23 protein-coding genes are annotated in these 25,448 nt (G+C 68.2%); 1 reads left to right on the top strand and 22 read right to left on the bottom strand.

Annotation, left to right across the window (positions count from 1 at the left end; translation table 11 throughout):
* Window positions 1-3 precede the first annotated feature (3 nt).
* The 6 genes from GGQ89_RS08650 to argS all read right to left on the bottom strand — a co-directional run bounded on the left by GGQ89_RS08650 (window position 4) and on the right by argS (window position 5,498).
* Window positions 4-240: a Sec-independent protein translocase subunit TatA gene (locus GGQ89_RS08650; RefSeq protein WP_056434199.1), complete on the bottom strand. Its 237-nt coding sequence runs from the start codon at window positions 238-240 to the stop codon at window positions 4-6.
* Window positions 241-393: 153 nt separating this feature from the next.
* Window positions 394-1,020: an SMC-Scp complex subunit ScpB gene (gene scpB, locus GGQ89_RS08645; RefSeq protein ID WP_184105461.1), complete on the bottom strand. Its 627-nt coding sequence runs from the start codon at window positions 1,018-1,020 to the stop codon at window positions 394-396.
* Window positions 1,017-1,742, bottom strand: a complete 726-nt coding sequence (locus tag GGQ89_RS08640) for a segregation and condensation protein A (RefSeq protein ID WP_184105460.1) — start codon at window positions 1,740-1,742, stop codon at window positions 1,017-1,019. The genes scpB and GGQ89_RS08640 overlap by 4 nt, the downstream gene beginning before the upstream one ends.
* A 229-nt stretch (window positions 1,743-1,971) precedes the next feature.
* Window positions 1,972-2,982: a glycoside hydrolase family 3 protein gene (locus GGQ89_RS08635; protein ID WP_184105459.1), complete on the bottom strand. Its 1,011-nt coding sequence runs from the start codon at window positions 2,980-2,982 to the stop codon at window positions 1,972-1,974.
* Between the two features lie 51 nt (window positions 2,983-3,033).
* A complete protein-coding gene (locus tag GGQ89_RS08630; protein WP_076716968.1) occupies window positions 3,034-3,774 on the bottom strand; it encodes an SPOR domain-containing protein in 741 nt (246 codons plus the stop codon).
* Complete coding sequence (gene argS, locus GGQ89_RS08625; RefSeq protein ID WP_184105458.1) at window positions 3,774-5,498, bottom strand: arginine--tRNA ligase; 1,725 nt, start codon at window positions 5,496-5,498, stop codon at window positions 3,774-3,776. Before argS ends, GGQ89_RS08630 begins: the two co-directional genes overlap by 1 nt.
* A gap of 229 nt (window positions 5,499-5,727) precedes the next feature.
* Here argS and GGQ89_RS08620 point away from each other — a divergent pair, with 229 nt between their 5' ends.
* On the top strand, window positions 5,728-6,027 hold the full coding sequence (locus GGQ89_RS08620) for a hypothetical protein (RefSeq protein ID WP_153008086.1): 300 nt from the start codon (window positions 5,728-5,730) through the stop codon (window positions 6,025-6,027).
* Window positions 6,028-6,104: 77 nt separating this feature from the next.
* Here the strand turns inward: GGQ89_RS08620 and GGQ89_RS08615 are convergent, their stop codons facing one another.
* From GGQ89_RS08615 to GGQ89_RS08545, 16 genes are all read right to left on the bottom strand, one after another.
* Window positions 6,105-6,761, bottom strand: coding sequence for a DUF4240 domain-containing protein (locus GGQ89_RS08615; RefSeq protein WP_206362803.1), 657 nt, complete (start codon window positions 6,759-6,761; stop codon window positions 6,105-6,107).
* 226 nt (window positions 6,762-6,987) lie between these two features.
* Window positions 6,988-8,154, bottom strand: a complete 1,167-nt coding sequence (locus tag GGQ89_RS08610) for a deoxyguanosinetriphosphate triphosphohydrolase (protein WP_184105457.1) — start codon at window positions 8,152-8,154, stop codon at window positions 6,988-6,990.
* Window positions 8,151-10,259 (bottom strand): SPOR domain-containing protein, encoded by a 2,109-nt coding sequence (locus GGQ89_RS08605; protein WP_184105456.1) that lies wholly within the window; start codon window positions 10,257-10,259, stop codon window positions 8,151-8,153. Before GGQ89_RS08605 ends, GGQ89_RS08610 begins: the two co-directional genes overlap by 4 nt.
* Before the next feature lie 369 nt (window positions 10,260-10,628).
* Window positions 10,629-12,161: a cell division protein FtsZ gene (ftsZ, locus tag GGQ89_RS08600; protein WP_184105455.1), complete on the bottom strand. Its 1,533-nt coding sequence runs from the start codon at window positions 12,159-12,161 to the stop codon at window positions 10,629-10,631.
* Window positions 12,162-12,281: 120 nt separating this feature from the next.
* On the bottom strand, window positions 12,282-13,541 hold the full coding sequence (gene ftsA / locus GGQ89_RS08595; protein ID WP_056434587.1) for a cell division protein FtsA: 1,260 nt from the start codon (window positions 13,539-13,541) through the stop codon (window positions 12,282-12,284).
* A gap of 7 nt (window positions 13,542-13,548) precedes the next feature.
* Window positions 13,549-14,517: a cell division protein FtsQ/DivIB gene (locus GGQ89_RS08590; RefSeq protein WP_240456622.1), complete on the bottom strand. Its 969-nt coding sequence runs from the start codon at window positions 14,515-14,517 to the stop codon at window positions 13,549-13,551.
* A complete protein-coding gene (locus GGQ89_RS08585; RefSeq protein WP_338112412.1) occupies window positions 14,514-15,476 on the bottom strand; it encodes a D-alanine--D-alanine ligase in 963 nt (320 codons plus the stop codon). The genes GGQ89_RS08590 and GGQ89_RS08585 overlap by 4 nt, the downstream gene beginning before the upstream one ends.
* A complete protein-coding gene (gene murB, locus GGQ89_RS08580; protein WP_184105453.1) occupies window positions 15,473-16,360 on the bottom strand; it encodes a UDP-N-acetylmuramate dehydrogenase in 888 nt (295 codons plus the stop codon). Before murB ends, GGQ89_RS08585 begins: the two co-directional genes overlap by 4 nt.
* Entirely contained in the window at window positions 16,357-17,772 is a 1,416-nt protein-coding gene (murC, locus tag GGQ89_RS08575; RefSeq protein WP_184105452.1) for a UDP-N-acetylmuramate--L-alanine ligase, read from the bottom strand. Before murC ends, murB begins: the two co-directional genes overlap by 4 nt.
* On the bottom strand, window positions 17,769-18,920 hold the full coding sequence (murG, locus tag GGQ89_RS08570; RefSeq protein WP_056434222.1) for an undecaprenyldiphospho-muramoylpentapeptide beta-N-acetylglucosaminyltransferase: 1,152 nt from the start codon (window positions 18,918-18,920) through the stop codon (window positions 17,769-17,771). The genes murC and murG overlap by 4 nt, the downstream gene beginning before the upstream one ends.
* Window positions 18,917-20,146, bottom strand: coding sequence for an FtsW/RodA/SpoVE family cell cycle protein (locus GGQ89_RS08565; protein WP_184105451.1), 1,230 nt, complete (start codon window positions 20,144-20,146; stop codon window positions 18,917-18,919). Before GGQ89_RS08565 ends, murG begins: the two co-directional genes overlap by 4 nt.
* On the bottom strand, window positions 20,143-21,429 hold the full coding sequence (murD, locus tag GGQ89_RS08560; protein ID WP_184105450.1) for a UDP-N-acetylmuramoyl-L-alanine--D-glutamate ligase: 1,287 nt from the start codon (window positions 21,427-21,429) through the stop codon (window positions 20,143-20,145). The genes GGQ89_RS08565 and murD overlap by 4 nt, the downstream gene beginning before the upstream one ends.
* Window positions 21,426-22,496, bottom strand: a complete 1,071-nt coding sequence (gene mraY, locus GGQ89_RS08555; RefSeq protein WP_076716984.1) for a phospho-N-acetylmuramoyl-pentapeptide-transferase — start codon at window positions 22,494-22,496, stop codon at window positions 21,426-21,428. Before mraY ends, murD begins: the two co-directional genes overlap by 4 nt.
* A gap of 5 nt (window positions 22,497-22,501) precedes the next feature.
* Window positions 22,502-23,875, bottom strand: a complete 1,374-nt coding sequence (locus GGQ89_RS08550; RefSeq protein ID WP_184105449.1) for a UDP-N-acetylmuramoyl-tripeptide--D-alanyl-D-alanine ligase — start codon at window positions 23,873-23,875, stop codon at window positions 22,502-22,504.
* The gene (locus tag GGQ89_RS20260) at window positions 23,872-24,003 is read right to left on the bottom strand and encodes a hypothetical protein (RefSeq protein WP_276208931.1); all 132 of its coding nucleotides are present in this window, start codon (window positions 24,001-24,003) and stop codon (window positions 23,872-23,874) included. Before GGQ89_RS20260 ends, GGQ89_RS08550 begins: the two co-directional genes overlap by 4 nt.
* The gene (locus GGQ89_RS08545; RefSeq protein ID WP_184105448.1) at window positions 24,000-25,442 is read right to left on the bottom strand and encodes a UDP-N-acetylmuramoyl-L-alanyl-D-glutamate--2,6-diaminopimelate ligase; all 1,443 of its coding nucleotides are present in this window, start codon (window positions 25,440-25,442) and stop codon (window positions 24,000-24,002) included. Before GGQ89_RS08545 ends, GGQ89_RS20260 begins: the two co-directional genes overlap by 4 nt.
* Window positions 25,443-25,448 lie beyond the last annotated feature (6 nt).

Here is a 25,448-nt window from a genome sequence, read left to right as displayed (position 1 = left end):
GGATCAGCGATCGTCGCGCACGCGCTCGCCATCGCGATCGAAGGCGGGCTCGGCCGACTTCTGCGCCTCGATACGCGCCGACGGCTTGGCGGGCGTCTCGTCTTCCTCGGCCATGCCCTTCTTGAAGTTCTTCACACCCTTGGCGACGTCGCCCATCAGGTTGGAAAAACGCCCGCCGCCGAGCAGAAGGATCGCGACGACTGCGAGGACGAGAAGGTGGATCGGGCTAAAGCTGCCCATGGCACGTCTCCTGGAATTTCTATCTATCTAGGCTTTGGCATCACCAGCGGCAATGGGCCAGCGGCAATGGTCGAGCGATGGCATGGCCCCCGATCGGGGATGCGAGGGCCGTGGCGGAGCATTGTGACGCGGCCATGACGCAAAGGAAAGCGCTCAATCGCGTTCCTCCTCACTCGAATCCGGGGACGCGTCGGGCATATCCTCATCACCCATCCGCTCCAGCGCCAGATCGACCGGATCGAGCAGCCCGGCGGCACGCAGATCCTCCAACCCCGGCAGGTCCCGCCTGCTGGTCAGCCCGAAATGCTGGAGAAAGGCGGGCGTCGTCGCATAGATGAGCGGCCGCCCCGGGACCTCGCGTCGTCCGGCGGGACGCACCCAGCCCGCCTCCATCAGCACGTCGAGCGTCCCCTTGGAGATGGCGACGCCGCGTATCGCCTCGATCTCCGCGCGGCTGACGGGTTCCTGATAGGCGATGATCGCCAGCGTCTCGATGGCGGCGCGCGACAGGCGGCGGGCTTCCTCGCGGTCGCGGCGGAGCAAATGGGCGAGATCGGGCGCGGTCTGGAAATGCCAGCGGTCGCCGCGCCGGACGAGCATGATGCCGCGCCCGCGATACTGCGCCTCCAACTGTTCCAGGGCCGCACGGATATCGCCGCCGCCCTTGCCCCCACGACTGCCGACGCCGACATGCGCGCGGATCGAATCCACGCTCATCGGCTCGGGCGAGGCGAACAGCACCGCCTCGACGGCGCGCACGATCGGGTCGATCTCGGTCATGGCGCGGGCTGGCGGATCATCAGCGGCGCGAACGGCGCGGCCTGGCGGAGTTCGACCTTGCCCTGCCGCGCCAGTTCCAGCACCGCGAGGAAGCTCGACGCCAGCGCAGACCGCCGCAACCGCTCGCTGCCGTCGGGCAGGAAGGTCTCGATCGCCGACCAGTCGATCCGGCTGCCGACCAGCATCGACACCCGCTCCAGCGCCGCCTCCAGCGTCATGACCTGCCGGTCGGCGACGACGTGCATGACCGGGCGGGTGCGCGCGTTGATCCGGCCATAGGCGGAAATCAGGTCGTACAGCTCGGCCTGCCACATCGCCTTGCGCTGCACCGCCAGCCCTTCGGGCGCGCCACGCGGGAAGACATCGCGGCCCAGTCGATCACGCGCCATCAGCCGCGCGCCGCATTCGCGCATCGCCGCCAGCCGCTCCAGCCGGAGTTGCAGGCGCAACGCCATTTCCTCGGGGTCGGGCTCCTCCTCGGGCTGGCGAGGCAGTAGCAGCGAGGATTTAAGATAGGCGAGCCAGGCGGCCATCACCAGATAATCGGCCGCCAGCTCCAGCTGCATCCGCCCCGCCTTGTCGACGAAGCGCAGATATTGCTCGACCAGCGCCAGGATCGAGATCTGTCGCAGATCGACCTTTTGCGAACGGGCCAGCGACAGCAACAGATCGAGCGGCCCTTCCCACCCGTCCAGATCAAGCGTCAGCTGTTCCCCCGTCATCTCCCATTGCTTAGCGGCGATGATGCGGGATGGCGAGACGGCGCGTGGCGGGCGCCAGACCGATGGAGAAAGGAGATCGGCTCTTTCCAATTCCTCCCCATCTTCGAGGGGGAGGGAACCGCGCCCGCAGGGCGTAGTGGAGGGCTTGGCCGGTTCGTCCCGCCCCTCCACCATCGCTGGCGCGAGGGTCCCCCTCCCCAAGCAAGCTTGGGGAGGATTAGGGCGTTACCTATTCCAACGCCGCCAGCGCGAGCAGCGCATCGCGGCGCGCGATCAGCTCCGCAAAGTCGCCCGCGCCCGCACCGACGCTCGCCATCGCACGGTCCAGCCGTGCCCGCGCCGCTTCGGTGATCAGCGGCACGCGCCCGGCGATCTCGACCATCTCGTCCATCCGCGCCCAGCAATCGAGGACGAGGTCGCATCCCGCCGCCAAGGCCCCCGCCGCCTTCTCGCCCGCCGTGCCCGACAGCGCCTTCATGTCGATATCGTCGGTCATCAACAGGCCCTCGAAACCGATCCGCCCCCGGATGATCCGCTCGATCACAGTCGGCGACAGGGTGGCGGGGCGCTCGGCGTCCCAGGCCTCGAACACGATATGGCTGGTCATGCCCATCGGCGCGCCCGACAGCGTGATGAAGGGTTCGAGATCGATCTCCAGCGCCGCCTCGTCGGCGGTGACGGTCGGCAGCAAATGGTGCGAGTCGACCAGCGCGCGGCCATGGCCGGGCATATGCTTGACCACGCCGACCACACCCGCCGCCGCCAACCCTTCCAGCATGGCGCGGCCCAATGCGGCCACCTGCATCGGCTCGGTGCCATAGGCGCGGCAGGCGATCGCCTCGGTGGTGTCGGCTTGCGCCACGTCGAGCAGCGGCGCGCAGTCGACGGTGATCCCGACCTCGCGCAGCATCACGCCCAGTGCCTGGCCATTGGCGCGCATCGCCTGGATCGCCGACATCGGCGCTGTCTCGTACAGCTTCGCGAAGACCGGCCCGGCGGAGAAAGCGGGCCATTCGGGCGGCCCCATGCGCGCGACACGGCCGCCTTCCTGATCGATCAGGATCGCCAGATCGTCCCGCCCCGCCAGTGCGCGCAGATCGTCGGTCAACGCCCGAACCTGCGCCCGGTCGACGATGTTGCGCTTGAACAGGATATAGCCCGCCGGTTCGATCGAGGCGAAGAATGCCCGCTCGTCGGAGGTCAGCACCGGGCCGGACAGGCCGAAAATGACGGGGATCATGGACGAAACTCCGGCCCCTTCCCCGCACCGGCGGGAAAGGGGCATGGTCGATCAGCTGGCGACGAAGCAGCTCTCACCCGCCACGCGCAGGCGGCCGCAGATATCGGCGGCCTGGTTGGCCGACCCGGCATTCACGCGCAGGCGATACAGGGTCTTGCCGTTCGACGCGACCGGCTGGACCACCTTGCCCAGCGCGGCGACATAGGAAAAGCGCTTCGAGAAACGGTCCCAGGCGGCATTGGCCGAGGATTCGCTGGGATAGGCGCCCAGCTGGACCATCGCACCGCCGCTCGGGGCCGCCGCGGGGGCACGCGCCGCCGCCACGGGTGCGGGGGCGACGAGCTTGCCGCCCGATTCCGGCACCTGCGCCACGGCATTGCGGCCACCATTGGGCTCGGCAGGCTTCTGTACGACGCGCGTGCCGTTCATCGGCGCTTCGGGCACGGCGCGCAGGTCGATCGCGCCGGTGCCGCCGGGCTTGCCCGCGCTGGTGGCGATGGCGGTGTTGCCCTCGCCTTTGATCTTCAGGCCGCCCGGATCGGCCGGGCGGACCTTATAGTCGCCCTCGGGCGCGGCGATCACCGCGCCGTCGCCGTCCGTCGCTGCACGATGCGCCTGCCACTTGTAGAAGCCGAAGCCGATCGCGGCCAGAATGGCGAGGCCCAGAATGACCAGCGCGATCACCTTGCCGATGCCGACGCCCTCGGGCTCATCGGCCTCGACGGTTTCCAGCCAGGGAAGGCGATCCGCCTCGTCCAGATCCAGGGCGCGGCCGTCCGTTTCGTTCGCCATCACTTCATCTCCGACACGGCTTCGACGCCCATCAGCGCCAGACCATTGCGTATGATCTGCCCGATCCCCTCGCTGAGGAAAAGACGCGCGCGGGTCAGTTCGGCATCTTCCGCGATCAGGAAGCGCCGATCGACCCGGTCGTTCCCGACATTCCAGGCCGCATGGAAGGCAGCGGCCAGGTCATAGAGGTAGAAGGCCACGCGATGCGGCTCACGCGCGGTCGCCGCCGTCTCGACGATGCGCGGGAACTGCGCGGCCAGCTTCACCAGCGCCAGATCCTCGGCGTCGAGCAGCGCCAGGTCGGCGGTGCCGCCCGCAATGCCCGCCTCGGCCGCGCGCCGCTTCAGCGAGGCGATGCGCGCATGGGCATATTGGACGTAGAAGACCGGATTGTCCTTCGACGCCTCGACCACCTTGGCGAAGTCGAAGTCCATCTGCGCGTCCGCCCGGCGGGTCAGCATGGTGAAGCGCACCACGTCCTTGCCGACCTCGCGCACGACATCGGCGAGGGTGACGAAATTGCCCGCGCGCTTCGACATCTTCACCGGCTCGCCGCCGCGCAACAGGCGGACCATCTGGACGAGCTTCACGTCGAACTTGGTCTTGCCGCCGGTCAGCGCCTCGACCGCCGCGACGATGCGCTTGACGGTGCCCGCATGGTCGGCGCCCCAGATGTCGATCAGCTGATCGGAGGATTGCGCCTTTTGATAATGATAGGCCAGGTCGGCGCCGAAATAGGTCCAGGCGCCGTTCGACTTCTTGATCGGGCGATCCTGATCGTCGCCGAACTGGCTGGAGCGGAACAACGGCAGCTCGACCGGCTCCCAATCCTCGGGGGTCTCGCCCTTCGGCGCTTCCAGCACGCCGTCATAGACGAGGCCACGCGACCGCAGCTCAGCCTCGGCCGCCTCGGGCTTGCCCGCCGCCTGCAATTCGGCTTCCGACGAGAAGATGTCGTGATGGATGCCCAGCAGTGCCAGATCCTCGCGGATCATCGCCATCATCGCCGCCACCGCACGGGTGCGGAACAGGACCAGCCATTCGCTTTCGGGCGCGTCGACATATGTATCGCCATATTCGGCCGCGAGTTCCGCGCCGATCGGCTTCAGATATTCGCCTGGATAAAGCCCCTCGGGGATCTCGATCGTCGCGCCCAGCGCCTCGCGGTAGCGCAGATGCGCCGAGCGGGCGAGGACATCGACCTGGCCGCCCGCATCGTTGACATAATATTCGCGAATGACCTTGTGGCCCGCAAATTCCAGCAGCGTGGCGAGCGCATCGCCCACCACCGCGCCACGGCAATGGCCCATATGCATCGGGCCCGTCGGATTGGCCGAGACATATTCGATATTGACGGTGACGCCATTCCCACGCGCCGAACGGCCATAATCGCCGCCCGCCGCCGGGATCGCGGCCAGCTCGTCGCGCCAGGCCGCCTCGGTCAGCCGCATGTTCAGGAAGCCCGGCCCGGCGACCGAGACGCTGTCCACCTCGTCCAGCTTGCCCAGCTCCGCCGCGATCGCTTCGGCCAGCGCGCGCGGGTTGGTGCCTGCGGGCTTGGCCAGCACCATCGCGGCGTTGGTGGCGAGGTCGCCATGGCTCGCATCGCGCGGCGGCTCGACCGTCACGTTGCGGCGATCCAGCCCGCCGGGCAGCGTGCCGGCGGCGACCAGCGTGTCCAGCGCCGCATCGATATGCGCGGCAAAGCGGGTGTAGAGGGTCATCACATCGTCCGATCGGGGTAGCAAAGCGTTGCGCTCTAGCGAAATCGAGCGCCCGCTTCAAATCATGGCGTATGCGGCAGCGGGACGATTGCACCGAGTGCAATCAGGCGGAATCCCTTTGCAGTTGCCGACCATGCTGCACCGCAATATTTCAACTGACGAAAGTAGAAGCGCTAACAAGGCGCGAGAGGACCTGATCCGGCTCAACGCAAATGCGGGAGTTTCGATCATGCGCAAGACCATTCTGATCCTGGCCGCCACCGTCGCCGCCGCCGTCCCCACCATCGGTGCGATCGCCGCCGAGGGCGAGCAGCGCTTCGTTCACGAGGGCAGCACCTATGTCTACACCCGTTCGAACGAGAACGGCCATGCGGTGATCCAGGGCCATCGCTATCCGGGCGGCGAGCCGTTCCGCTTCGTCGTGAAGGGGCACCGCGTGACCGGCACGACCGGCAACACTCAGGTCGCCTTCACCACCGACGAAGCCCGTGGCGCGCTGGGCGCCGGCGTGGAGACCAGCGCTCGCTGATCCTAGCCTGACGGCTGAACGAAAAAGCCCCGTGTGTCCGATGGGATGCACGGGGCTTTTTTCATGCACCCAATCTCTTAAAGCCATGTCCCAAAGCGCTTCCAGAGCTTTGGATAACGCGCGGCAAGATGCGACGTCTCTTCTTTGAAGGGAGTACCGCTGGGCACGGACGGGCGAGGTCGGGCATCGGCTTCGGGCATTTGCGAAAGAGCTTGCCCGGTCTTTGCCGACCAAATTTCCGGCGCGACATAGCCAAAGGCCTCAAACTCCAGATCACTCTGCGCGTCCGGAATGGCAAGATCGGCCAATGCGTCGGGATCAGCGAGGACCCGTTCGAAATCCGTTCGTCCGCGCGAGATCAGCCAGCGCTGGAAATATTCGAACCCGTCATCCGACGCGCCGCCCTTGGCGACATAGGCGGCACCCCATAAATCCCATCGATAGGACCGGATCATCGCCTCTTCAAAATAACCTTGAAACGCGGCGATCTGGGATGGCGTCGATTGGCGCAGCGACGTGCGAAGATCGGCCAGCTGCGCGTCGGCATCCTCGCCCCAAGTCGCGGAATGATGGACCAGTGCCCAGAAATCATCGCGGCTGAGCGGACCTGCCCCGACAGCCACAGGCATCTGCAAACCCTGTTTCGCCGGTCTGGCCCCACCGCCATAGGTGACGATCAGTGCCAGCGCCGCCGCGACTGACGCAAAAACAACGAAGCGTCCCAGGCCAGCCATTCTGTCTATCCTCAGGTCCCATCAACGTTCGTCCCGTTCCTCCCCCGGAAGGGGAGGTGGCAGGCCAAAGGCCTGACGGAGGGGTATCCCGGCTTGCGGGATGGGACTCCAACCTCAACCGGCGACACCCCTCCACCATCCTTCGGATGGTCCCCCTCCCCTTCCAGGGGAGGAAAATGAATATGGCATTCTGAATGCCGATCCGGCCTGGCCAGCTATCGCGATATTAAAACCCCTCGGGCAGATCGATGTCCCCCACAACCTCACGGTAACACCGAACCGCATAACGGTCCGTCATCCCCGCAATGAAGTCGGCAATATGCCGACTGCGTGCAGGCTCTTCCACCGGCAACCGCTCGCGCCACTCCTGGGGCAGTTGCGCCGGGTCCGCGCGATAGGCCGCGAACAGGCCCTTCACGATACCATGCGCCGCGTCCGCCGCCGCCAGCTGGCGCGGGTGGTGGTAGAGATTGGCGTACATGAAACGCTTCAGGTCGCGCTCCTCTATCCGCATTGCGTCCGAAAAGCCAACCAGCGCCCGGCCCGCCGCGCGAACGTCCGCCACGTCCCCCACCCCGCTCTCGGCGATACGGGTCCGGGTTTCGGCGACCAGATCGTTGACCATCACCCCGATCTGCGAGCGGATCAGTTCGCTTGCCAGCCTTCTGGGTGCGACATCGGGGAATTGCGCCCGCGCCGCGTCCCAGCCCCGCGCGACCAGCGGCACGGCAAGCAGCTGGTCGAGCGTCAGCAGCCCGGCGCGCAGGCCGTCGTCGATATCGTGATTGTCATAAGCGATGTCGTCCGCAAGCGCTGCGACCTGCGCCTCCAGCGAGGCATGGCTGTCCAGATCGAGCGGAAAGCCCGCATCCGCCTCCCGCAAGGCCCAGCCGGGATGGCGCACCGGCCCATTGTGCTTGGCCAGTCCCTCCAGCGTCTCCCAACTAAGGTTCAGCCCGTCCCAGCGAGGATAGGGCCGCTCGATCTCGGTCAGGGTGCGCAGCGTATGGCCGTTATGGTCGAATCCACCCTGCTCGGTCAGCGCAGCCTTCAGCGCATCCTCGCCCGCATGGCCAAAGGGCGGATGGCCGATATCATGCGCCAGGCACAGCGCCTCGGTCAGATCCTCGTTCAGTCCCAGCGTCCGCGCGATCGTGCGGCCGATCTGTGCGACCTCCAGGCTGTGGGTCAGGCGGACGCGGAAATGGTCGCCGTCGGGCGCCATGAAGACCTGGGTCTTATGACGCAGCCGCCGGAAGCTGATCGAATGGATGATCCGGTCGCGGTCGCGCTGGAACGCATCGCGCGGCCCGCGCGCCAGGCCCGAGGCCTCGTCATGACGGCGCCCCCGGCTATGTTCGGGAAAGGAGGCCCAGGGGGCGAAGCGGCTCACTTGGCGTCGAGCCGCGTCACCGCCTGCCCTGCATCGCTGGTCACGGGGAAGGCCGAAACCCCCTTCTTGGCGAGCTGGTTGACGAAGGCGCGCGCCTCCGCATCGGTCTTGAACGGGCCGGTCAGGACGCGGTGGGTCGCGCGAATCGGGGTCTTGTAGCCCTTGCGCGCGGCGAACAGCTCGGGCGCCTTCGCCCTGGTCGCGGCCCAGGCCTTGGGCAGGTCGTCCTCGTTCGCGCCGCCCGCCACCTGGACCCAAATACGCTCGGGGTTCGCCCGCGCGCGCTTCTTTTCCTCGGCCTCTTCCTTGGCGGCAAGCGCCTTCTTCTCGGCCTCGGCCTTTTTGGCGGCGAGAGCCTTCTTCTCGGCGGCGACCTTGGCGGCGGCCGCCTTGCGTTCGGCAGCGGTGGGCGCGCGCGGGGCGGCGTCCGCCACCTCGGCGGCCTTTTCGCGTGCTTCGCGATCGCGCTCGGCCTTGCTGCGCGCCTCGGCGACGACACGCTGTGCGCCGCTGCTCACCGGCGTGTTGGCCGCGATGACGGCCGGACGCTCGGGGCCTTCCACGCCCAGTTCGGAGGCGGGGATCGAGAGATTGGCGACGATCCGCGCCAGAACCGAGTCTTCGCGTACCCCGCGCGCCGGGGTCGGCGGCGTGCGGCGGGCCGCGACCCGCGTCGGGCGCGGCGCGGGCGCGGGTTCTTCGGCTTGGCTGGGGACGGGCTGGACCATGGCGGTGGCGACCGGCGCGGGCTTGGCAGGCACGGGGTCCGGTGCGGGGACGGCCTGCACCATCTGGAGCGGCGGTGTCGACGGGGTGGCAGCGGGCAGCGGCTGAACCATAGCGGTGGCGGTGGCCGTGGTCGGGCTCGACGTCACCGGGGCGGGCGTCGTTGCGGCGGGCGTCGCGGGCGCCGTGGCCGATGCGGCGGGCAGCGGCTGGATCATCGGCCGCGCGGTGTTCGATACCAGGGCCACCGGTGAACGGGTTTCGGGGGCCGTCGGCAAGGCGCTGGAGAAGCCCGGCTGCGGTTGCGGCTGGGCCTGGGTTTGCTGGACCGTCTGCGGCGTCGGCTGCGACTGCGGCTGGGGCAAGGGCTGAACCATCCGCATCGGCGCGGCGGCCGCCACGACGCGGGGCGTGGTCGTCGACGCCATTTGCACCGGTGCGGGCGTGACCGGCGTCGTATTGGTCGCCATCGCCACACCGCGCGCGTTGCGCCCGCCGCGCCGTCGTTCCTCGCGTGTCGGCACCGGAGCAGGCGTCGTCACCGGCGCGGAGGCCAGCGCCACTGGCGCTTCCGGAGTCAGCGGCGGCAGGTTGGGAGCCAGCTTCGCATCGGCCAGCCGCTCGGGCGTCGGGCGGGTCTCACCGAAATGCACGGCAAAGGCGCGGTCGACGGCGGGCAGGCTGGGCAGCCGCTGGAAAAAGGGCTGCAGCCCCTGCGCCAGTTGCGGCGGCATCATGGTCGAGGCGATCCGGGTCGCCTCAGGCAGTTCACCCCCCATCGCCAGGATGAAGGCCCGTGCCCGCCATGCCGCGCGGTCGGTCTTGCGCAGCAGCGGATCGAGCTGTTCGAGCGCCTGCTCCCGCTGGCCCGAGATACCGAGCGACAGCGCATAGCGGCGGATGATCTCGTCACCCGCGCCATTGGCCAGGGCCAGCCGGTAATCGCGCTGGGCTCGTGCCTGATCGCCGATCAGGTCATAGGCCAGACCGCGATCGCCCGCGAACTTCGCCACGGGCATGCCCGCCGCCTCGGCCTGGGTGAAATAGCGCAACGCCTCGCCGGGGCGTTCCGAACGGACCAGAATCGACGCCATGCCCGCCTTGACCCGGGGATCGCGAGCATCGACCTTCTCCGCGCGCGCCAGCAGCGACGCGGCACCCGACAGGTCGTCGAGATGGATGGACAGCTCCGCCGCCTCGACCAGCGCATCGACGTTGCGGGGGTTCTGCGCGACGCGGCGCATCACGTCCCCCAGCTTGTCGGCATCGGTGGTGCCGGGAAGCGGCTGAACCACTTCCTGTGCGAGAAGGGGCACGGGCGCGGCGGCGAGGGCCAACGCGAGCGCGAGCGAAGCGCGGGGAAAAAGTGCGAACGTCATGGGACCATCGCCCATAAAGCGTGTTTCGCGGGCGGCGGCAATGGCTAAGGCAAGCGCCACGCGCCCGATTGCTCCGCACGGTCGACCAATAGGGGGAGATGGCGGTTTTGGGATTGCCTCTGACCGCGCAGCTTGCCGCCCTGCCCTCCCCCAGCCCCTCCCGCCTGCGGGAGGGGAGTTTTATCGACACTTGAAGGCCAAGTAACGCCCCCGCACCAGAGCTCCCCCTCCCGCAGGCGGGAGGGGCTGGGGGAGGGCCAGCCGCAAGCAATGCCCACAGCCGTAGCTCCCCCAATATGAAAAAAGGCCCGCGCGATCATCTCGCGCGGGCCCCTACCCTATCCTCGTCCCGGCAAGCCGGGCGGGAGATTACTGGTTGTTCTGCCGGTGCAGGAAGCGCGGAATGTCCAGCGACGAGTCCGACCCACCCTGCGCATTCTCGTCACGCTGCGCACCACGGGCCGCGTTCGACATACGCTCGAACAGCGTGCCACCCAGCTTTACGCGCGGCGCGGGCTGTGCGGGGGCCTCACCGGCTTCGCTGCCGGGGGCCAGCCAGCGGCGGCGGGCCTCGTCGCTGCCCGGCGCGGGCTCGACGGCGGCAGGATGCGACGGCGTGGCGGGAGCGGGAGCCGGAACGATGGTGTCGGCACCCAGCACCAACTCGTCATCCGCCACCGGCGCGGGGGCCGGTGCGGGCGCGGGCTTGGCGACCGGTGCGGCGACGCTCGACGCGACGGGAGCGGCCACCGGGGCCGGTGCGGGAGCCGCGACCGGCTGCTCGACCGGGGCGGCCGGGGCCACGCTGGCCTGCGGCGCAGGGGCGGCGGCGGGCTCGCTCGGGCGATAGCTGGGCGTTTCGTCCGACTTGCGGGCCATGCCACCCATGCTGAAGCCGCTGCGGTTCGCTTCCGAAGGCGACGGCGCGACCTTCAGGTCGGCATCGATGCCGGTCGCGACGACCGACACGCGGATACGGCCTTCCAGCTCGGGATTGAAGGCCGAACCCCAGATGATGTTGGCGTCCGGATCGACCAGCTCGCGGATGTGGTTCGCGGCCTCGTCGACCTCGAGCAGGCGCATGTCGTCGCCGCCGGTGATCGAGATGATGACGCCCTTGGCACCCTGCATCGACACGCCGTCGAGCAGCGGGTTGGCGATCGCCTTCTGCGCCGCCTCAATGGCGCGATTGTCGCCGGTGGCCTCGCCGGTGCCCATCATCGCCTTGCCCATCTCCTGCATCACCGAGCGGACGTCGGCGAAGTCGAGGTTGATGAGGCCCGGCATGACCATCAGGTCGGTGATGCCGCGCACGCCCTGCTGCAGCACCTCGTCCGCCATCGCGAACGCTTCCTTGAAGGTCGTGTTGGCGTTGGCGATCAGGAACAGGTTCTGGTTGGGGATGACGATGAGCGTATCGACATATTTCTGAAGCTCTTCGATGCCTCCATCGGCCGACTTGGCGCGGCGATTGCCTTCAAAGGCGAAGGGCTTGGTCACGACGCCGACGGTCAGGATGCCCATGTCGCGCGCCGCCTTGGCGATGACCGGGGCGGCACCGGTGCCGGTGCCGCCGCCCATGCCCGCGGCGATGAAGCACATGTGGCTGCCCTCGAGCAGACGCGACAGGTCGTCGATCGTCTCTTCGGCGGCCGCGCGACCGATCTCGGGACGGCTGCCCGCGCCCAACCCCTGCGTGATCTTCGCACCCAGCTGGATACGCTGCGGCGCGATCGACTGCTTCAGTGCCTGCGCGTCGGTGTTGGCGACGAGGAAATCCACGCCCTGTACCTCGGCGCGCATCATGTTCGCGATCGCGTTGCCGCCGGCACCGCCGACGCCGATCACCGCGATACGCGGCGTCAGTTCGTCGACCTCGGGTGCGATGAATTCGATGCTCATCCCAATTCTACTCCGCCGTTCCCGGTCGGTACGCAAAGACCGGGCCCATGAATTAACCGTTAGTGCACCAGACCTGGGCCAAGTGCCAACCCAAAAGCGTCAGGCATAAGACGCTTTTCTCTAATAATTTGCCTTGGCTGCCTGAATCAGCCGCCGGAACAGCCCCATGCCGCTCGGCCGGTGCACCGTCTGGTTCACCGCCGGGATGCTGCGCAGGTCGATCGGGTCGGTCGCGGCATAGAAAGCCAGGCCCGCCAGCGTCGCGAAAGCGGGGCCGCCATGCGCATCGGGCAGGCCGGTCAGCCCGCGCGGTCGGCCGATCCGAACCGAGCGGCCCAGCGCCTGCTGCGCGTAATCGGCAATGCCCTTCAACTCCGCCCCGCCGCCGGTCAGCACGACCTGACGCCCGACCGGCCCCTCGAACTTCAGATGCTGGAGCGCCTTGCGAATCTCGCCCATCTGGTGCTCCAGCCGCTGGCGGATCACGCCGATCAGCTGCGCCTTGGTGATCTGCATCGTATCGCCGCCATCCTCGGCCGAGATGGGCGTGACCTGGATCATGTCGTGATTGTCGCGCGGGGACGCATTGGCCGAGCCATGGAAGCACTTCATCCGCTCGGCCATCTGGCGGCGCGTGCCGAAGGCCGAGGCCACATCGTCGGTAATGTCCGCCGCGCCCATCGGCAGCGAGCAGAGCCCGACCAGCATTCCGCCCGCGAACAGCGAGACATTGGTGATCCCCGCCCCCATCTCGACCAGCGCGACGCCCAGTTCGCGCTCCTCGTCGGACAGGCAGGCAAGGCCGGTCGCGACGGGGGCGGCGATGATCGACTTCACCTCCAGATGCGCCGAGCGGACGCACAGGTCGAGGTTGCGCACCGGCGAGCCATCGGCGGCGACGACATGGATGTGCACGCCCAGCCGGTCGGCATGCAGCCCCAGCGGCTTCTTCACACCCGTTAGCCCATCGAGCGTATAGAGCGCGGGCTGCGCATGCAGCACCATGCGCCCCTGCGGATCAATCGAGTTGCGCCCGGCCGCCAGCAGCGCGTCGATATCCCCCTGCTCGACCTGATGGCCGCCCAGTTCGAACTCGACCTCGGCCACATCGGACACCAGGCCACCGGCCGAAAAGCCGACCCAGACATTCTCGATGTTCAGCCCGGCGATCCGCTCGGCCTGCTCGACCGCCTCGCGCACCGCCGCCTCGGTCGCGCCCATATCGGCGATATAGCCGCGCTTGACGCCCCGGCTTTCGCGCTGGCCGGTACCCAGCACGATCAGTTCGCCGCCATCGCCCTTGCGCGCGATCAGCGCGGAAACCTTGGACGACCCGATGTCCAGCGCGGTAATCAACCCTTCGGGCGCAATCTTTGCCATGACCTTGCTACCCCTGTACTGCCCCCGGAGCCGCCGCCCCTTCGGATGCCGCCCCACCCGCGTCATTCCCGGACGCTGGATCGCTACCCACATCCCCGGCCTTGGCCGGATCGGCGAGCGCGTGATTCTGATTCAAACCGGGCTTTCGCGCAACCAGCTTTGCGGGGTCGCGCATGTCGAAGCGCAGCCAGCCGCGCCCGAGCAGCGGCCGCGAGCCGTCCATCGCGGCGAACTTCATCAGCGCCGCCCCTGCCCCGTCCTCGGGCAGCGCCAGCGTCTCGCCGCTGTCGAAGGTGATGTCCCAGCGGCGATTGCCGATCCAGGTCGCCGCCTTCACGCGCGGCTTCAGCGCAGGCGCAGCCGACAGCAACGCCTGATAGGCGGGCTCCTGCAGATTGGCGCCCGGCCCGATGATCAGCGGCAGGTCGGGCATCGCCTCGGCCCGCACCGGCTCCAGCAGCACGCCGCCCGCGTCGATCAGGGTCAGCTGGCCATTGTCCTGCCATACCGCCGCCGGGGTCCGCTCTTCGATATCGACGAGCAGCGTGTCGGGCAGGCGGCGCGAGACATGCGCGTCCTTGATCCAGCCATAGCGGAGCAGCTTGGCACGCACGTCTTCCAGATTGACCAGCGGCATCGCCCGGCTCTGCTGGTCGAGCGCGACGGCATAGACGGTCATCCGGTCCATGCGCTTCAGGCCCGTCACCTCGATCTGCTGGACACGAAATCCGGCATGGCCCGCCTGTTCGGCGATGGCGGTGCCGATCATGCCGGGCACGCCGACATAGGTCGCGACCGCCAGCACCGCTGCGCCCGCACCGCCCAGGATCGTCCAGGTGACGGCCTTCTTGATCGTCTCCTCGCTGACCGGCACCTTGGCCAGCAGGCGCTGCGCCAGCGTGACGCGCTTGACCGGCTGGCGGCGACGCGGCGCCGGACGGCGCGGCGGGGGGCCGCGCTTGATCGTGCGACTCATCCCGCGCGTTCCCGCTCGGTCGGATTGGCCCGGTACCAGGCTAGCGCCTCATCGACGATCGCCTGGACCAGCGTGTCGTAATCCATGCCGACATGGCGGCCCTGTTCGGGCACCAGGCTGAGCGGGGTCATACCCGGCTGGGTGTTGACCTCCAGCAGGAACAGCCCGTCGACGCCGCGCTCGTCATCCCAGCGGAAGTCGGAGCGCGAGGCACCGCGACAGCCCAGGATGCGATGCGCCTCCAGCGCCAGCGACTTGCACGCCTCGGCGATCTCGTCGGGAATCTGCGCGGGGCAGACATGCTCGGTCAGGCCGTCGGTGTATTTCGCGTCGAAGTCGTACCAGCCATTCTTGGGCTTCAACTCGGTGACGCCCAACGCGCGGTTGCCCAGCACGGCGGTGGTCAGCTCACGGCCCCGGATATAGGGCTCGGCCAGCAATTCCTCGAACTCGGCCCAGGGACCGGCGGCATCGCGTGCGATGGGCTGGCCGTGGTTGCTGGTGTCGGTGACGATCGCGACGCCGACCGAGGAACCCTCGTTCACGGGCTTGAGCACATAGGGGCGCGGCAGCGGATCGGCGGCGAACAGATCCTCCGACTTCACGATGCGGCCGCCGGGCATGGGGATGCCATGGGGAACCAGTGCCTGCTTGGTCAGCACCTTGTCGATCGCGATGACCGAGGTGGCGAGGCCCGAATGGGTGTAAGGAATACCCATCAGGTCGAGCATCCCCTGCACCGTGCCGTCCTCGCCGGGCGAACCGTGCAGCGCGTTGAAGACGATGTCGGGCTTGGCTTGCGTCAGCCTGGCCGCGAGGTCGCGGTCCATGTCGATCCGGGTGACGCGGTGGCCGTTCCGCTCCAGCGCGTCGGCGACGCCTGCACCGGACATCAGCGACACCGGCCGCTCCGCCGACCAGCCGCCCATCAGAACCGCGATATGCAGATTGTCGGTCACTTCGCGATTCCCACTCTTTGTATTTCCCATTCGAGGCAAACGCCCGACTGCGCCTTGACCCGGGCGCGTACATCCTCGCCCAGCGCCTCGATCTCCGCCGCCGTGGCGTTGCCGAGGTTGAGCAGGAAATTGCAATGTTTTTCAGACACCTGCGCATCGCCCAGCGTCAGCCCGCGACAACCCGCCGCATCGACCAGCGCCCAGGCCTTGTGCCCGTCCGGATTCTTGAAGGTCGAGCCGCCGGTCTTGGACCGCAGCGGTTGCGACGCCTCACGCGCAGCGGCGATGCGGTCCATCTCCGCCTGGATGTCGGCGGGTTCGGCGGCGTGGCCCCGAAAGGTCGCCTCGACCACCACCGTGCCGTCGGTCAGGTTGGAGTGGCGATAGGTATATTCCAGATCGGCGACACCCAGCGTCTCGACCGTGCCGTCACGACGCACAACCGTGGCGGAAACCAGCACGTCCGCCACCTCGCGGCCATAGGCGCCGCCGTTCATCCGCACGAAGCCGCCGACCGTGCCGGGGATCGAACGCAGAAACTCCAGCCCGCCGATGCCCGCATCGCGCGCATTGGACGAGACGAGAATGCCCGAGGTGCCGCCGCCACAGGTGATGAGGTGCCCCTCCCCGGCCCGCGCATAGCTGAACGGCTTGCCGAGCCGGATCACGACGCCCGGCACGCCGCCGTCGCGCACGATCAGATTGGAGCCCAGGCCCAGTGCCATGACGGGCGTCTCGCCCCCGAGTCCCCTCAGGAACGCCGACAGGTCGTCGGTGTCCTTGGGCTCCAGCAGATATTCAGCCGGTCCGCCCGCCTTGAACCACACGAGCGGCGCGAGCGGCGCGGCGTGCGTCAATCGGCCGGCGGTGTCGGGCAGGTTCATCGGCGCGCCTCGACGGCGCTTGCCAGACCCGCCGCCCATTTGGTGATGTCGCCCGCGCCCAAACAAACGATCATGTCATCGGCGCGGATCGAGCCCGCCAGTTCCTCGGCCAGCCCATCGGCGTCGGCGACCGTCGCAGTCGAGCGATGCCCGCGCCGCTTCAGCCCCTCGACCAAGGCGGAGGCGTCGACGCCCTCGATCGGCTGCTCTCCCGCTGCGAAGACCGGGGTCACCAGCACGCGGTCGGCATCGTTGAACGCGGTCTGGAACTCCTCCATCAGATTGCCGAGCCGGGTGAAGCGGTGCGGCTGCACCACCGCGATCACACGACCGCGGGCACCTTCGCGGGCGGCGGCCAGCACCGCGCGAATCTCGACCGGGTGATGGCCGTAATCGTCGATCACGGTCGCGGTGCCGCCATCGACCGCGATCTCGCCGACCTTGGTGAAGCGCCGCTTGACCCCGCCAAACTGGCTGAAGCCCTGTTGGATGGTCGCATCCTCGATGCCCAGCTCCAGCGCCACGCCGATCGCGGCCAGCGCATTCTGGACATTGTGGCGGCCGGGCATGGGCAGCTCGATGCCCTCGATCGAACGGCTGGAGCCGTCGCGGTTGCGGATGATCGCCTCGAACCGGTTGCCGCCGGGAATCGGCGTGACGTTGACGCCGCGCACGTCCGCCTGCGCCGAGAAGCCATAGGTCACGACGCGCCGGTCGCGAACGCGCGGCAGGATGTTCTGCACCTCCGGGTGATCGAGGCAGAGCAGGGCCGCGCCGTAGAAGGGCACATTCTCGACGAACTCGACGAACGCGTCCTTCACCCGGTCGAACGAGCCGTAATGGTCGAGATGTTCGGGATCGATATTGGTCACGACCGCGATCGTGCCGTCGAGGCGCAGGAAGCTGCCGTCGCTCTCGTCCGCCTCGACGACCATCCAGTCGCTGGCGCCCAGGCGCGCGTTCGAGCCATAGCTGTTGATGATGCCGCCATTGATGACGGTCGGGTCGACCCCGCCCGCATCCAGCAGCGCCGCGACCATCGAGGTGGTCGTGGTCTTGCCATGCGTGCCCGCCACCGCCACGGTCGACTTCAGTCGCATCAGCTCGGCCAGCATCTCAGCGCGGCGCACCACGGGGATGCGGCGCTCCAGCGCGGCTTCGACTTCGGGGTTCGACCGGGTGATCGCGGTCGAGGTCACGACCACCGCCGCATCGCCCAGATTGTCCGCCGCATGACCGATGGCAACCGGAATACCCTTGTCGCGCAGGCCCTGCACTACATAGCCCTCGGCCACGTCGGAGCCCTGCACCCGGTAGCCGAGATTCTTCATCACCTCGGCAATGCCCGACATGCCGATGCCGCCGATGCCGACGAAATGGATCGTGCCGATATCCGTGGCGACGCCCTTCATGCGCCTGCTCCCGCCAAATTCCGTGTCCTTTGCGATTTGCCCACCGGCAAGACCATGCGCGGCGCGTCGAGGCTCTCGACCAGATCGGCAAGATCGCTCGCCGCCTCGGGCCGTCCACAGGCGCGAGCACGGCCCGCCGCATTCTCTAGCGCCGCCGGGTCGAGGCCCAGCTTCTGCATCTGCTTGGCGAGTTCCACGGGCGTGAAGTCACCCTGCGCGATGGTCCGCGCGCCGCCCGCCTTCGTCATCTCGCGCGCGTTCACCGTCTGGTGATCGTCGGTCGCCGAGGGCAGCGGCACCAGGATCGCCGGGCGGCCCGCGACCGTCAGCTCGGCCAGCGTCGAAGCCCCCGCCCGCGCGATCACCAGATGCGCCCAGGCGAGCTGCTCGGGCAGGTCGGGCAGATAGGTGGCGAGTTCGGCCGGAATCTCATGCTCGGCATATTTGGCGCGCACCGCGTCGATATCCTCGATCCGCGCCTGATGCGTCACCTGCAAGCGCCGCCGGAAGGTGACGGGCAGCATGGCAAGGCCATCGGGCACGACTTGGGACAGGATGCTCGCGCCCTGGCTGCCGCCGGTGACGAGGACGCGGAAGATGCCGTCCTCCTCCAGCAGCGGATAGGGCCGCGCGCGAAGCGCCAGCACTTGGTCGCGCACCGGATTGCCGACCAGCCGGGTCTTGTCCCCGTGCTTGGCGCTCAGCCGCTGCGTATCCTCATAGGACAAAGCGATCGCATCGACCTTGCCCGCGACCAGCCGGTTGACCCGGCCCAGCACGGCGTTCTGCTCATGGATGGCGGTCGGAATCCCTTCCGCAAACGCCGCCAGCAAAGCGGGCATCGCCGGATAGCCGCCGAAACCGATCACCGCCGCCGGACGGAAGGTCTTGTAGAGTTCGCGCGCCATCGCCCGGCCACGCCACATCTCGCGCAGCGCCTTGGCCCAGCCGACCGGCCCGCCCGAAAAGCGCCCGGCGGGCAGGACATGCGTCTGGATATCCTCGAACAGTCCCGGGAAGCGCACGCCGCGCGCGTCGGACACCAGGGCGACGCGGTGGCCGCGCCGGGTCAGCTCGGCCGCCAGCGCGGCGGCGGGAACCATATGGCCGCCGGTACCCCCGGCGGCGAGGACGAAGTGACGGCTCATTGCCCGCTCCACCTGACTACATAGGGGCTGCGCGTCAGGAACGGATTGCGCCGGGTGAATGCCAGCAACAACCCCATCCCGATCGACAGCGCGATCATCGACGAGCCGCCATAGCTGATGAACGGCAGGGTCATCCCCTTGGACGGGGCAAGGCCCGTGTTCACCGCCATCGAAATCAGCGCCTGCGCGCCGAACTGCACCGCCAGCCCGGAGGCGGCGTAGAGCTTGAACTCGTCCTGTTCGTCAAGCAGCTTCACGAACACGCGCACCACGATCGCCAGGAAGACCAGCGCGATGATCGAACAGGCGATCAGTCCGAATTCCTCGCCGATCACCGAGAAGATATAATCGGTATGCGCCTCCGGCAGCCCGAACTTGGCGGTGCCCCCGCCCGGCCCGGTCCCGGTCCAGCCCCCTGCGGTCAGGGTGTTGTGGGCGGCATTGACCTGGAAGTGGTCGGCCGCGCCCTCGCCGTCGACATCGGGAAAGAGGAACGCGTTGATGCGGTTCCGCGCCACACTGTAGAACATATAGGCCGCCGTCAGCCCTACCGGCACCATGGCGGCGAGCCCCAGCATGATCCGCATCGGGGTGCCGGAGATCATCAGCAACGCCGCCCAGATCACGCAGAAGACGATGGTCTGGCCGAAGTCCGGCTGCATCATCAGCAGCCCCGCAACCAGCCCGGTCAGCCCCATGGTAATCAGAGTCGCGGGCAGGTCACGCTCCCGGGCCTTGAGCGACAGGAGCCAGGCGGTCGTCACCACGAACATCGGCTTCAGGAATTCGGACGGCTGGAACTGGGCAAAGCCAAAGCCGATCCAGCGCCGCGCGCCGTTGATCTCCACCCCGATAAAGGGCGTGACCGCCAGGATCGCGATCAGGATCCCCGTCCCGAGCACCGCCATGCGCCGCGCGGTGACGACGGGCAGCATCGAGACGACGAACAACACGGGCAGCGAGACGCCGACCCACATCACCTGTCGCCAGAAATAATAAAGCGGCGCGAACTTCCGGTGCTCGCCGGAATAGCGCATCGCGGTCGCCGGACTGGCGGCGGCAACCGCGATCAGCCCGATCGCGATCAGGAACAGAGTAAGCAGCAACAGCACCCGGTCGATGTCCCAGAACCAGGTGCCGAGCGGCGAGCGATCGCCGCGACCGCCACGGCCCTTCATCGACCCGATCAGGCCGGGGCGCGGGGTCTTGGGTGCGCGATCACTCATGCCAGCGCCTCCACGGTGGCGCGGAACGCATCGCCCCGCGCTTCGTAATCGCGAAACTGGTCGAAGCTGGCGCAGGCTGGGGACAGCAGGACCGTATCGCCGGGCTGCGCGGCAGCGGCGGCATGGGCGACGGCCGCCTCCAGCGTGCCGGACTGGTCGACCACAGGCACCTTGTCCTTCAACAAGTCGAAGAACAGCGGCGCGGCCTCGCCGATTGTATAGGCCGCGACGACATGACCAAGATGCGGCGTGCAGGCGTCGAGGTCGTCGCCCTTGCGCTTGCCGCCGACGATCCAGTGGACCCGGGAGAAGGCCGCCAGTGCGGGGGCGGTCGACTCCGGGTTGGTCGCCTTGGAGTCGTTGACGAAGGCCACGCCGTTCCGGGTCGCGACATGCTGCATCCGGTGCGGCAGGCTGGCATAGGTACGCAGCCCCGCTTCGATCACATCCTCGGCTATGCCCAGCGCTCGCGCCACGGCGATGGCGGCCTGGGCGTTCTGCGCATTGTGAGGACCTTGCAGCGCGGGCCAGCGGCTCTGGTCGATCCCGCTGGCGGCGATGGTGACGAGATCGTCGGTCCTCCCGGCGAGCCCTTGCGCGATATGGGCCGAGGCCTCATCGCCCGTGCCGACGACCGCGACATGCCCAGCGGACTGCATCGCAAACAGCCGTGCCTTGGACGCAGCATAGCCCGCAAAGCCGTCATAACGGTCGAGATGATCGGGCGTGATGTTCAGCAGTACCGCGACGTCGCAGTCCAGGCTCTGCGTCAGGTCGATCTGATAGCTGGATAGCTCCAGCACATAGACCCCGCCCTCAGGCAGTGGTTCCTGCCCCAGGATCGGCAGGCCGATATTGCCGCCCATCAGGGTCGGCACGCCCGCCGTCTTCAGGATGTGGTGGACCAGCGCGGTGGTGGTCGACTTGCCATTGGTACCGGTGATGCCGACGACCTTGTGCGAAGGCAGGTCTTTGCGCGCTTGAGCGAACAGTTCGATGTCGCTGATGACCGGCACCCCCGCCGCTCGCGCGGCGGCCGCCAGCGGATGGGTGTTGAGTGGCACGCCCGGCGACACGACCAGCGCGTCGAATCCCGACAGGTCGTCGAGCGGCGCGATGCTCAGCCGGTCATGCGCGGCAAAGGCCTCGCGCTTGGCGGGATCGCTGTCCCATGCCACCACGCTTGCCCCGCCCGCCAGCAACGCCGAAACGGTCGCGGCGCCGGAGCGTGCGAGCCCCAGCACCGCGTAACGTTTTCCCGCCCAGTCGCGCGAAACGATCATCGCAGCTTCAACGTCGACAGGCCCGCAAGCGCCAGCACGAAGGCGATGATCCAGAAGCGGATCACGACCGTCGGCTCCGACCAGCCGAGCTGTTCGAAATGATGGTGGATCGGCGCCATGCGGAACACCCGCTTGCCGGTCCGCTTGTAGAAGAAGACCTGGATGATGACCGACATCGCCTCGACCACGAACAGGCCGCCGATGATGCCCAGCACGATCTCGTGATGCGCGACGACCGCAATGGTGCCGAGCGCGCCGCCCAAGGCCAGGCTGCCGGTGTCACCCATGAACACCGCCGCCGGGGGCGCGTTGAACCACAGGAACGCCAGCCCTGCCCCGACCACCGCGCCGCAGAAGATCGCCAGCTCGCCCGCGCCGGGCACATGCGGGATGCCCAGATAATCGGCGAACTTCACGTTGCCCGCCAGATACACGATGACCATGAACGCCACGCTGGCGATGATGACCGGCATGGTCGCGAGGCCATCCAGCCCGTCGGTCAGGTTCACCGCATTGCCGAACGCGACGATCGTAAAGGCGGCGAACAGCGGATAGAAATAGCCCAGGTCGATATACATGCGCGAGGTGAAGGGCAGGTAGAGATGCGGCCCGTTCTGCCCCATGATGATCCACGCCGCGACGCCCGCAATGGCGAACTCCAGCAGCAGCCGGGTCCTGCCCGATACGCCCGCCGTCGAGGCCTTCCGCACCTTGTCGTAATCGTCGAGGAACCCGATCGCGCCGAACCCCAGCGTCACGAACAGGCACGCCCAGACGAACGGGTTGAACACGTTCATCCAGATCAGGATGGACAGCGTCATGCTGGTCAGGATCATCAGCCCGCCCATGGTCGGCGTGCCGCGCTTGGCGAGGTGGGTCTGCGGCCCGTCGGCGCGGATCGGCTGCCCCTTGCCCTGGCGGACGCGCAGCCAGCCGATGAAGCGCGGCCCGATGATCAGGCCGATGAACAGCGCGGTCGCCACCGTCGCGCCGGTTCGGAACGACTGGTAACGGATGAGGTTGAGAAGCCCCGGAAACCCGAGATGCTCCGCGATCCAGTACAGCATCTAACTCACGCCCCGCCCGTTGGGGTATCGCCGCGCAGGGCCGCCACGACACGCGACAGCCCGACGCCGTTCGACCCCTTGATCAGCACCACGTCATCGGGTGCGATGATATCGGCCAGCGCCTCGCGCGCGGCCTTCGCATCCGGCACATGGACGAAATCGACCCGCCCCTCAAGCGCGGCGGCCAGCGGCGCCATCGATTCGCCGACCAGCAGCGCCCGTTCGACGCGGGCGGCAATGATCGGCTCGGCCAGCGCGGCGTGATAATCGGCCGAATCCTCGCCAAGTTCGCGCATCTCGCCCAGCACCGCGACATGCCGCCCCGGCTCCTCGGCCAATACGGCCAGCGTCGCGCGCATCGAGGCGGGGTTGGCGTTATAGCTCTCGTCGATGACCAGCGCGCCATTCGCCGTGCGGAACCGCGCGCCCCGCCCTGCCAGGCCACCCAGTTCGGCCAGCGCGAGGCCCGCCAACCCGAGATCGCCACCCGCCGCATCGACGGCGGCGAGGACTGCCAGTGCATTGGACACCCAATGCCGCCCCGGCTGGGACAAAGTGAAGTTCAGCTCCTTGTCGCCCAGCTTGGCGGTCACGAAGCTGCCCCCGGTCGCGCCGCGCATCGCCTCGACCGCGCGGATATCGGCGGCGGGATGGAAGCCGAAGGTCACGATGCGGTCGGCATAGGGCTTGGCGGCGGCGATCAGTCGGTCGCGGTGCGGACTGTCATAAGGGATGATCGCCGTACCGCCGGGTTGGAGGCCCTGGAAAATCTCGCCCTTGGCGTCGGCGATGGCGGATTCGTCGGGGAAGAATTCGGTATGCGCGGGCGCGATGGCGGTGACGATCGCAATGTGCGGGCGCACCATCGCGGTCAGCGCGGACAGTTCGCCCGCATGGTTCATCCCCATCTCGAACACGCCCGCGCGAACATCGCGCGGCATCCGCGCAAGGCTCAGCGGCACGCCGGTATGGTTGTTGTAGCTCTTGACCGAACGGTGCACCGCGCCGCGCCAGCCCCGTTCGAGCGCGGCATAGAGCGCCTCCTTGGCGCTGGTCTTGCCGACCGAACCGGTGACGCCGATGATCGTCGCCTGCGTACGGGCACGGGATGCCCGGCCCAGATCCTCCAGTGCATGGAAGCTGTCGGCGACCCGGACATGCGGATGGTCGGTCGGGTTGCCGACCAGAGCCCCCGCTGCCCCCTGCCCGAACGCCTGATCGAGGAAGCGATGACCATCGGTCGCCTCGCCCGACATGGCGACGAACAGGTCGCCGGGGCCGACCTCCCGGCTGTCGAAGGCCACGCCCGAAACGGCGAAGTCGGCGGAGGCCGTTCCGCCGGTCGCCGCCGCGATCTCCTGCGCGGTCCACAAGCTCATTTGCGTTCCTCGGCCGTCTTGGCCCCATAATGCAGCGACAGCTTGGGCCGTACCCGTGCGGGCGCGTCCGGCTGTGCGGCATCGGCCTTGTCCACCGGGGGCGTCTTGGTAGGAGACTGCGCCGTCATGCCGCACACTCCCGCGCGACGGTGACATCGTCGAAGGGCAGGACGAGATCGCCGACGATCTGACCCTGCTCATGCCCCTTGCCCGCGATCAGTACAATATCCTGCTCCCCCGCCTCGGCGATGGCGGCGGCGATGGCCTCGCGACGGTCGCCGATTTCGATCGCACCGGTCGCACCGCGCATCACCTGGGCGCGGATCGCGGCGGGGTCTTCGGTGCGGGGATTGTCGTCGGTCACGATCACCCGGTCGGCATGCATCGAGGCGACCTGCCCCATGACCTCCCGCTTGCCCGGATCGCGGTCGCCGCCCGCGCCGATCACGACGATCAGCCGCCCGCCCGCATGGGGTTTGAGCGCGGCGATCGCCGCCTCGATCGCGTCGGGGGTATGGGCATAGTCGACATAGACCGGCGCCCCGCTCCGCGCGATGGCGGCACGCTCCAGCCGCCCGCGTACCGGCTGCAACCGGGAGAGGTTGGCGATGGTCGTCGTCAGATCGCCGCCGGTCGCCAGCACCAGCCCCGCCGCGACCAGCGCATTGGCGGCCTGATAGGCGCCGATCAGCGGCAGTTGCACCTTGTGCGCCTGGCCATGCTCGTCCTCGATCACCAGCCCCTGGCCCAGCAGGGTCGGATGCCGCTCGACCAGTTTCAGCGTCGATCCGCGCGTACCGACCGTCACCAGCTTGTTGCCGCGCGCGCGGGCCAGATCGATGACCCGCCCGCTCTCGACATCGTCGGCCCACACGACCGCCGTGCCGTCGAGCGACAGGACTTCGGAAAAAAGCCGCATCTTCGCCGCGAGATAGGCGCCCATGTCGCCATGATAGTCGAGGTGATCGCGCGACAGGTTGGTGAAGGCCGCCGCCGATACCTTCAGCCCCTCGGTCCGATATTGGGTCAGGCCATGGCTCGACGCCTCGAACGCCAAATGGGTCACGCCCTCGCGTGCGAGGCCTGCGACATTGGACAGGAAGGTCACGACGTCCGGCGTGGTCAGCCCGGTATAGGTCCGCTCGTCGGCGGTGGTCACGCCCAACGTCCCGATCGAGGCGGCGTGATGCCCCGCCATACGCCAGAGCTGGCGCGTCATCTCGACTGTGGAGGTCTTGCCGTTGGTGCCGGTCACCGCCACCGCCGTCGCGGGGAACGGCGCGAAGAATGCGGCCGCCAGCCGCGCAAAAGCCGCGCGGGGTTCGTCGGAGGCGATATGGACCGCTCCCTCGACCGTCACGCCGGGCCGCGCGACGACCGCCACCGCACCGCTGCGCACCGCGTCGGCGATGAAGTCCTCGCCATTCACCCGTGCGCCCTGGAACGCGCCGAAAATGGTGCCCGGCGCGACCTTGCGGTGATCGATCGCGAAACCGGAGACGAGGGCGTCGCCGCCCTCGCCCTGAATATCGCCCTGAACGGCTGTGGTCAGTTGGTTCAGCTTCATGCCGCG

Source organism: Sphingomonas yabuuchiae, from assembly GCF_014199595.1.
In the GTDB taxonomy this organism is placed as follows: Bacteria; Pseudomonadota; Alphaproteobacteria; order Sphingomonadales; family Sphingomonadaceae; genus Sphingomonas; species Sphingomonas yabuuchiae.
The sequence above is the reverse complement of the archived record's forward strand: the minus strand, read 5'-3'. Positions and strand labels throughout refer to the sequence as shown.

What these genes read in the sequence shown, in the direction of transcription:
- GGQ89_RS08650 (WP_056434199.1), bottom strand. Translation starts at nt 240, where the DNA reads ATGGGCAGCTTTAGCCCGATCCACCTTCTCGTCCTCGCAGTCGTCGCG.
- scpB (WP_184105461.1), bottom strand. Translation starts at nt 1,020, where the DNA reads ATGACCGAGATCGACCCGATCGTGCGCGCCGTCGAGGCGGTGCTGTTC.
- GGQ89_RS08640 (WP_184105460.1), bottom strand. Translation starts at nt 1,742, where the DNA reads ATGACGGGGGAACAGCTGACGCTTGATCTGGACGGGTGGGAAGGGCCG.
- GGQ89_RS08635 (WP_184105459.1), bottom strand. Translation starts at nt 2,982, where the DNA reads ATGATCCCCGTCATTTTCGGCCTGTCCGGCCCGGTGCTGACCTCCGAC.
- GGQ89_RS08630 (WP_076716968.1), bottom strand. Translation starts at nt 3,774, where the DNA reads ATGGCGAACGAAACGGACGGCCGCGCCCTGGATCTGGACGAGGCGGAT.
- argS (WP_184105458.1), bottom strand. Translation starts at nt 5,498, where the DNA reads ATGACCCTCTACACCCGCTTTGCCGCGCATATCGATGCGGCGCTGGAC.
- GGQ89_RS08620 (WP_153008086.1), top strand. Translation starts at nt 5,728, where the DNA reads ATGCGCAAGACCATTCTGATCCTGGCCGCCACCGTCGCCGCCGCCGTC.
- GGQ89_RS08615 (WP_206362803.1), bottom strand. Translation starts at nt 6,761, where the DNA reads ATGGCTGGCCTGGGACGCTTCGTTGTTTTTGCGTCAGTCGCGGCGGCG.
- GGQ89_RS08605 (WP_184105456.1), bottom strand. Translation starts at nt 10,259, where the DNA reads ATGACGTTCGCACTTTTTCCCCGCGCTTCGCTCGCGCTCGCGTTGGCC.
- ftsZ (WP_184105455.1), bottom strand. Translation starts at nt 12,161, where the DNA reads ATGAGCATCGAATTCATCGCACCCGAGGTCGACGAACTGACGCCGCGT.
- ftsA (WP_056434587.1), bottom strand. Translation starts at nt 13,541, where the DNA reads ATGGCAAAGATTGCGCCCGAAGGGTTGATTACCGCGCTGGACATCGGG.
- GGQ89_RS08590 (WP_240456622.1), bottom strand. Translation starts at nt 14,517, where the DNA reads ATGAGTCGCACGATCAAGCGCGGCCCCCCGCCGCGCCGTCCGGCGCCG.
- murB (WP_184105453.1), bottom strand. Translation starts at nt 16,360, where the DNA reads ATGAACCTGCCCGACACCGCCGGCCGATTGACGCACGCCGCGCCGCTC.
- murC (WP_184105452.1), bottom strand. Translation starts at nt 17,772, where the DNA reads ATGAAGGGCGTCGCCACGGATATCGGCACGATCCATTTCGTCGGCATC.
- murG (WP_056434222.1), bottom strand. Translation starts at nt 18,920, where the DNA reads ATGAGCCGTCACTTCGTCCTCGCCGCCGGGGGTACCGGCGGCCATATG.
- GGQ89_RS08565 (WP_184105451.1), bottom strand. Translation starts at nt 20,146, where the DNA reads ATGAGTGATCGCGCACCCAAGACCCCGCGCCCCGGCCTGATCGGGTCG.
- murD (WP_184105450.1), bottom strand. Translation starts at nt 21,429, where the DNA reads ATGATCGTTTCGCGCGACTGGGCGGGAAAACGTTACGCGGTGCTGGGG.
- mraY (WP_076716984.1), bottom strand. Translation starts at nt 22,496, where the DNA reads ATGCTGTACTGGATCGCGGAGCATCTCGGGTTTCCGGGGCTTCTCAAC.
- GGQ89_RS08550 (WP_184105449.1), bottom strand. Translation starts at nt 23,875, where the DNA reads ATGAGCTTGTGGACCGCGCAGGAGATCGCGGCGGCGACCGGCGGAACG.
- GGQ89_RS20260 (WP_276208931.1), bottom strand. Translation starts at nt 24,003, where the DNA reads ATGACGGCGCAGTCTCCTACCAAGACGCCCCCGGTGGACAAGGCCGAT.
- GGQ89_RS08545 (WP_184105448.1), bottom strand. Translation starts at nt 25,442, where the DNA reads ATGAAGCTGAACCAACTGACCACAGCCGTTCAGGGCGATATTCAGGGC.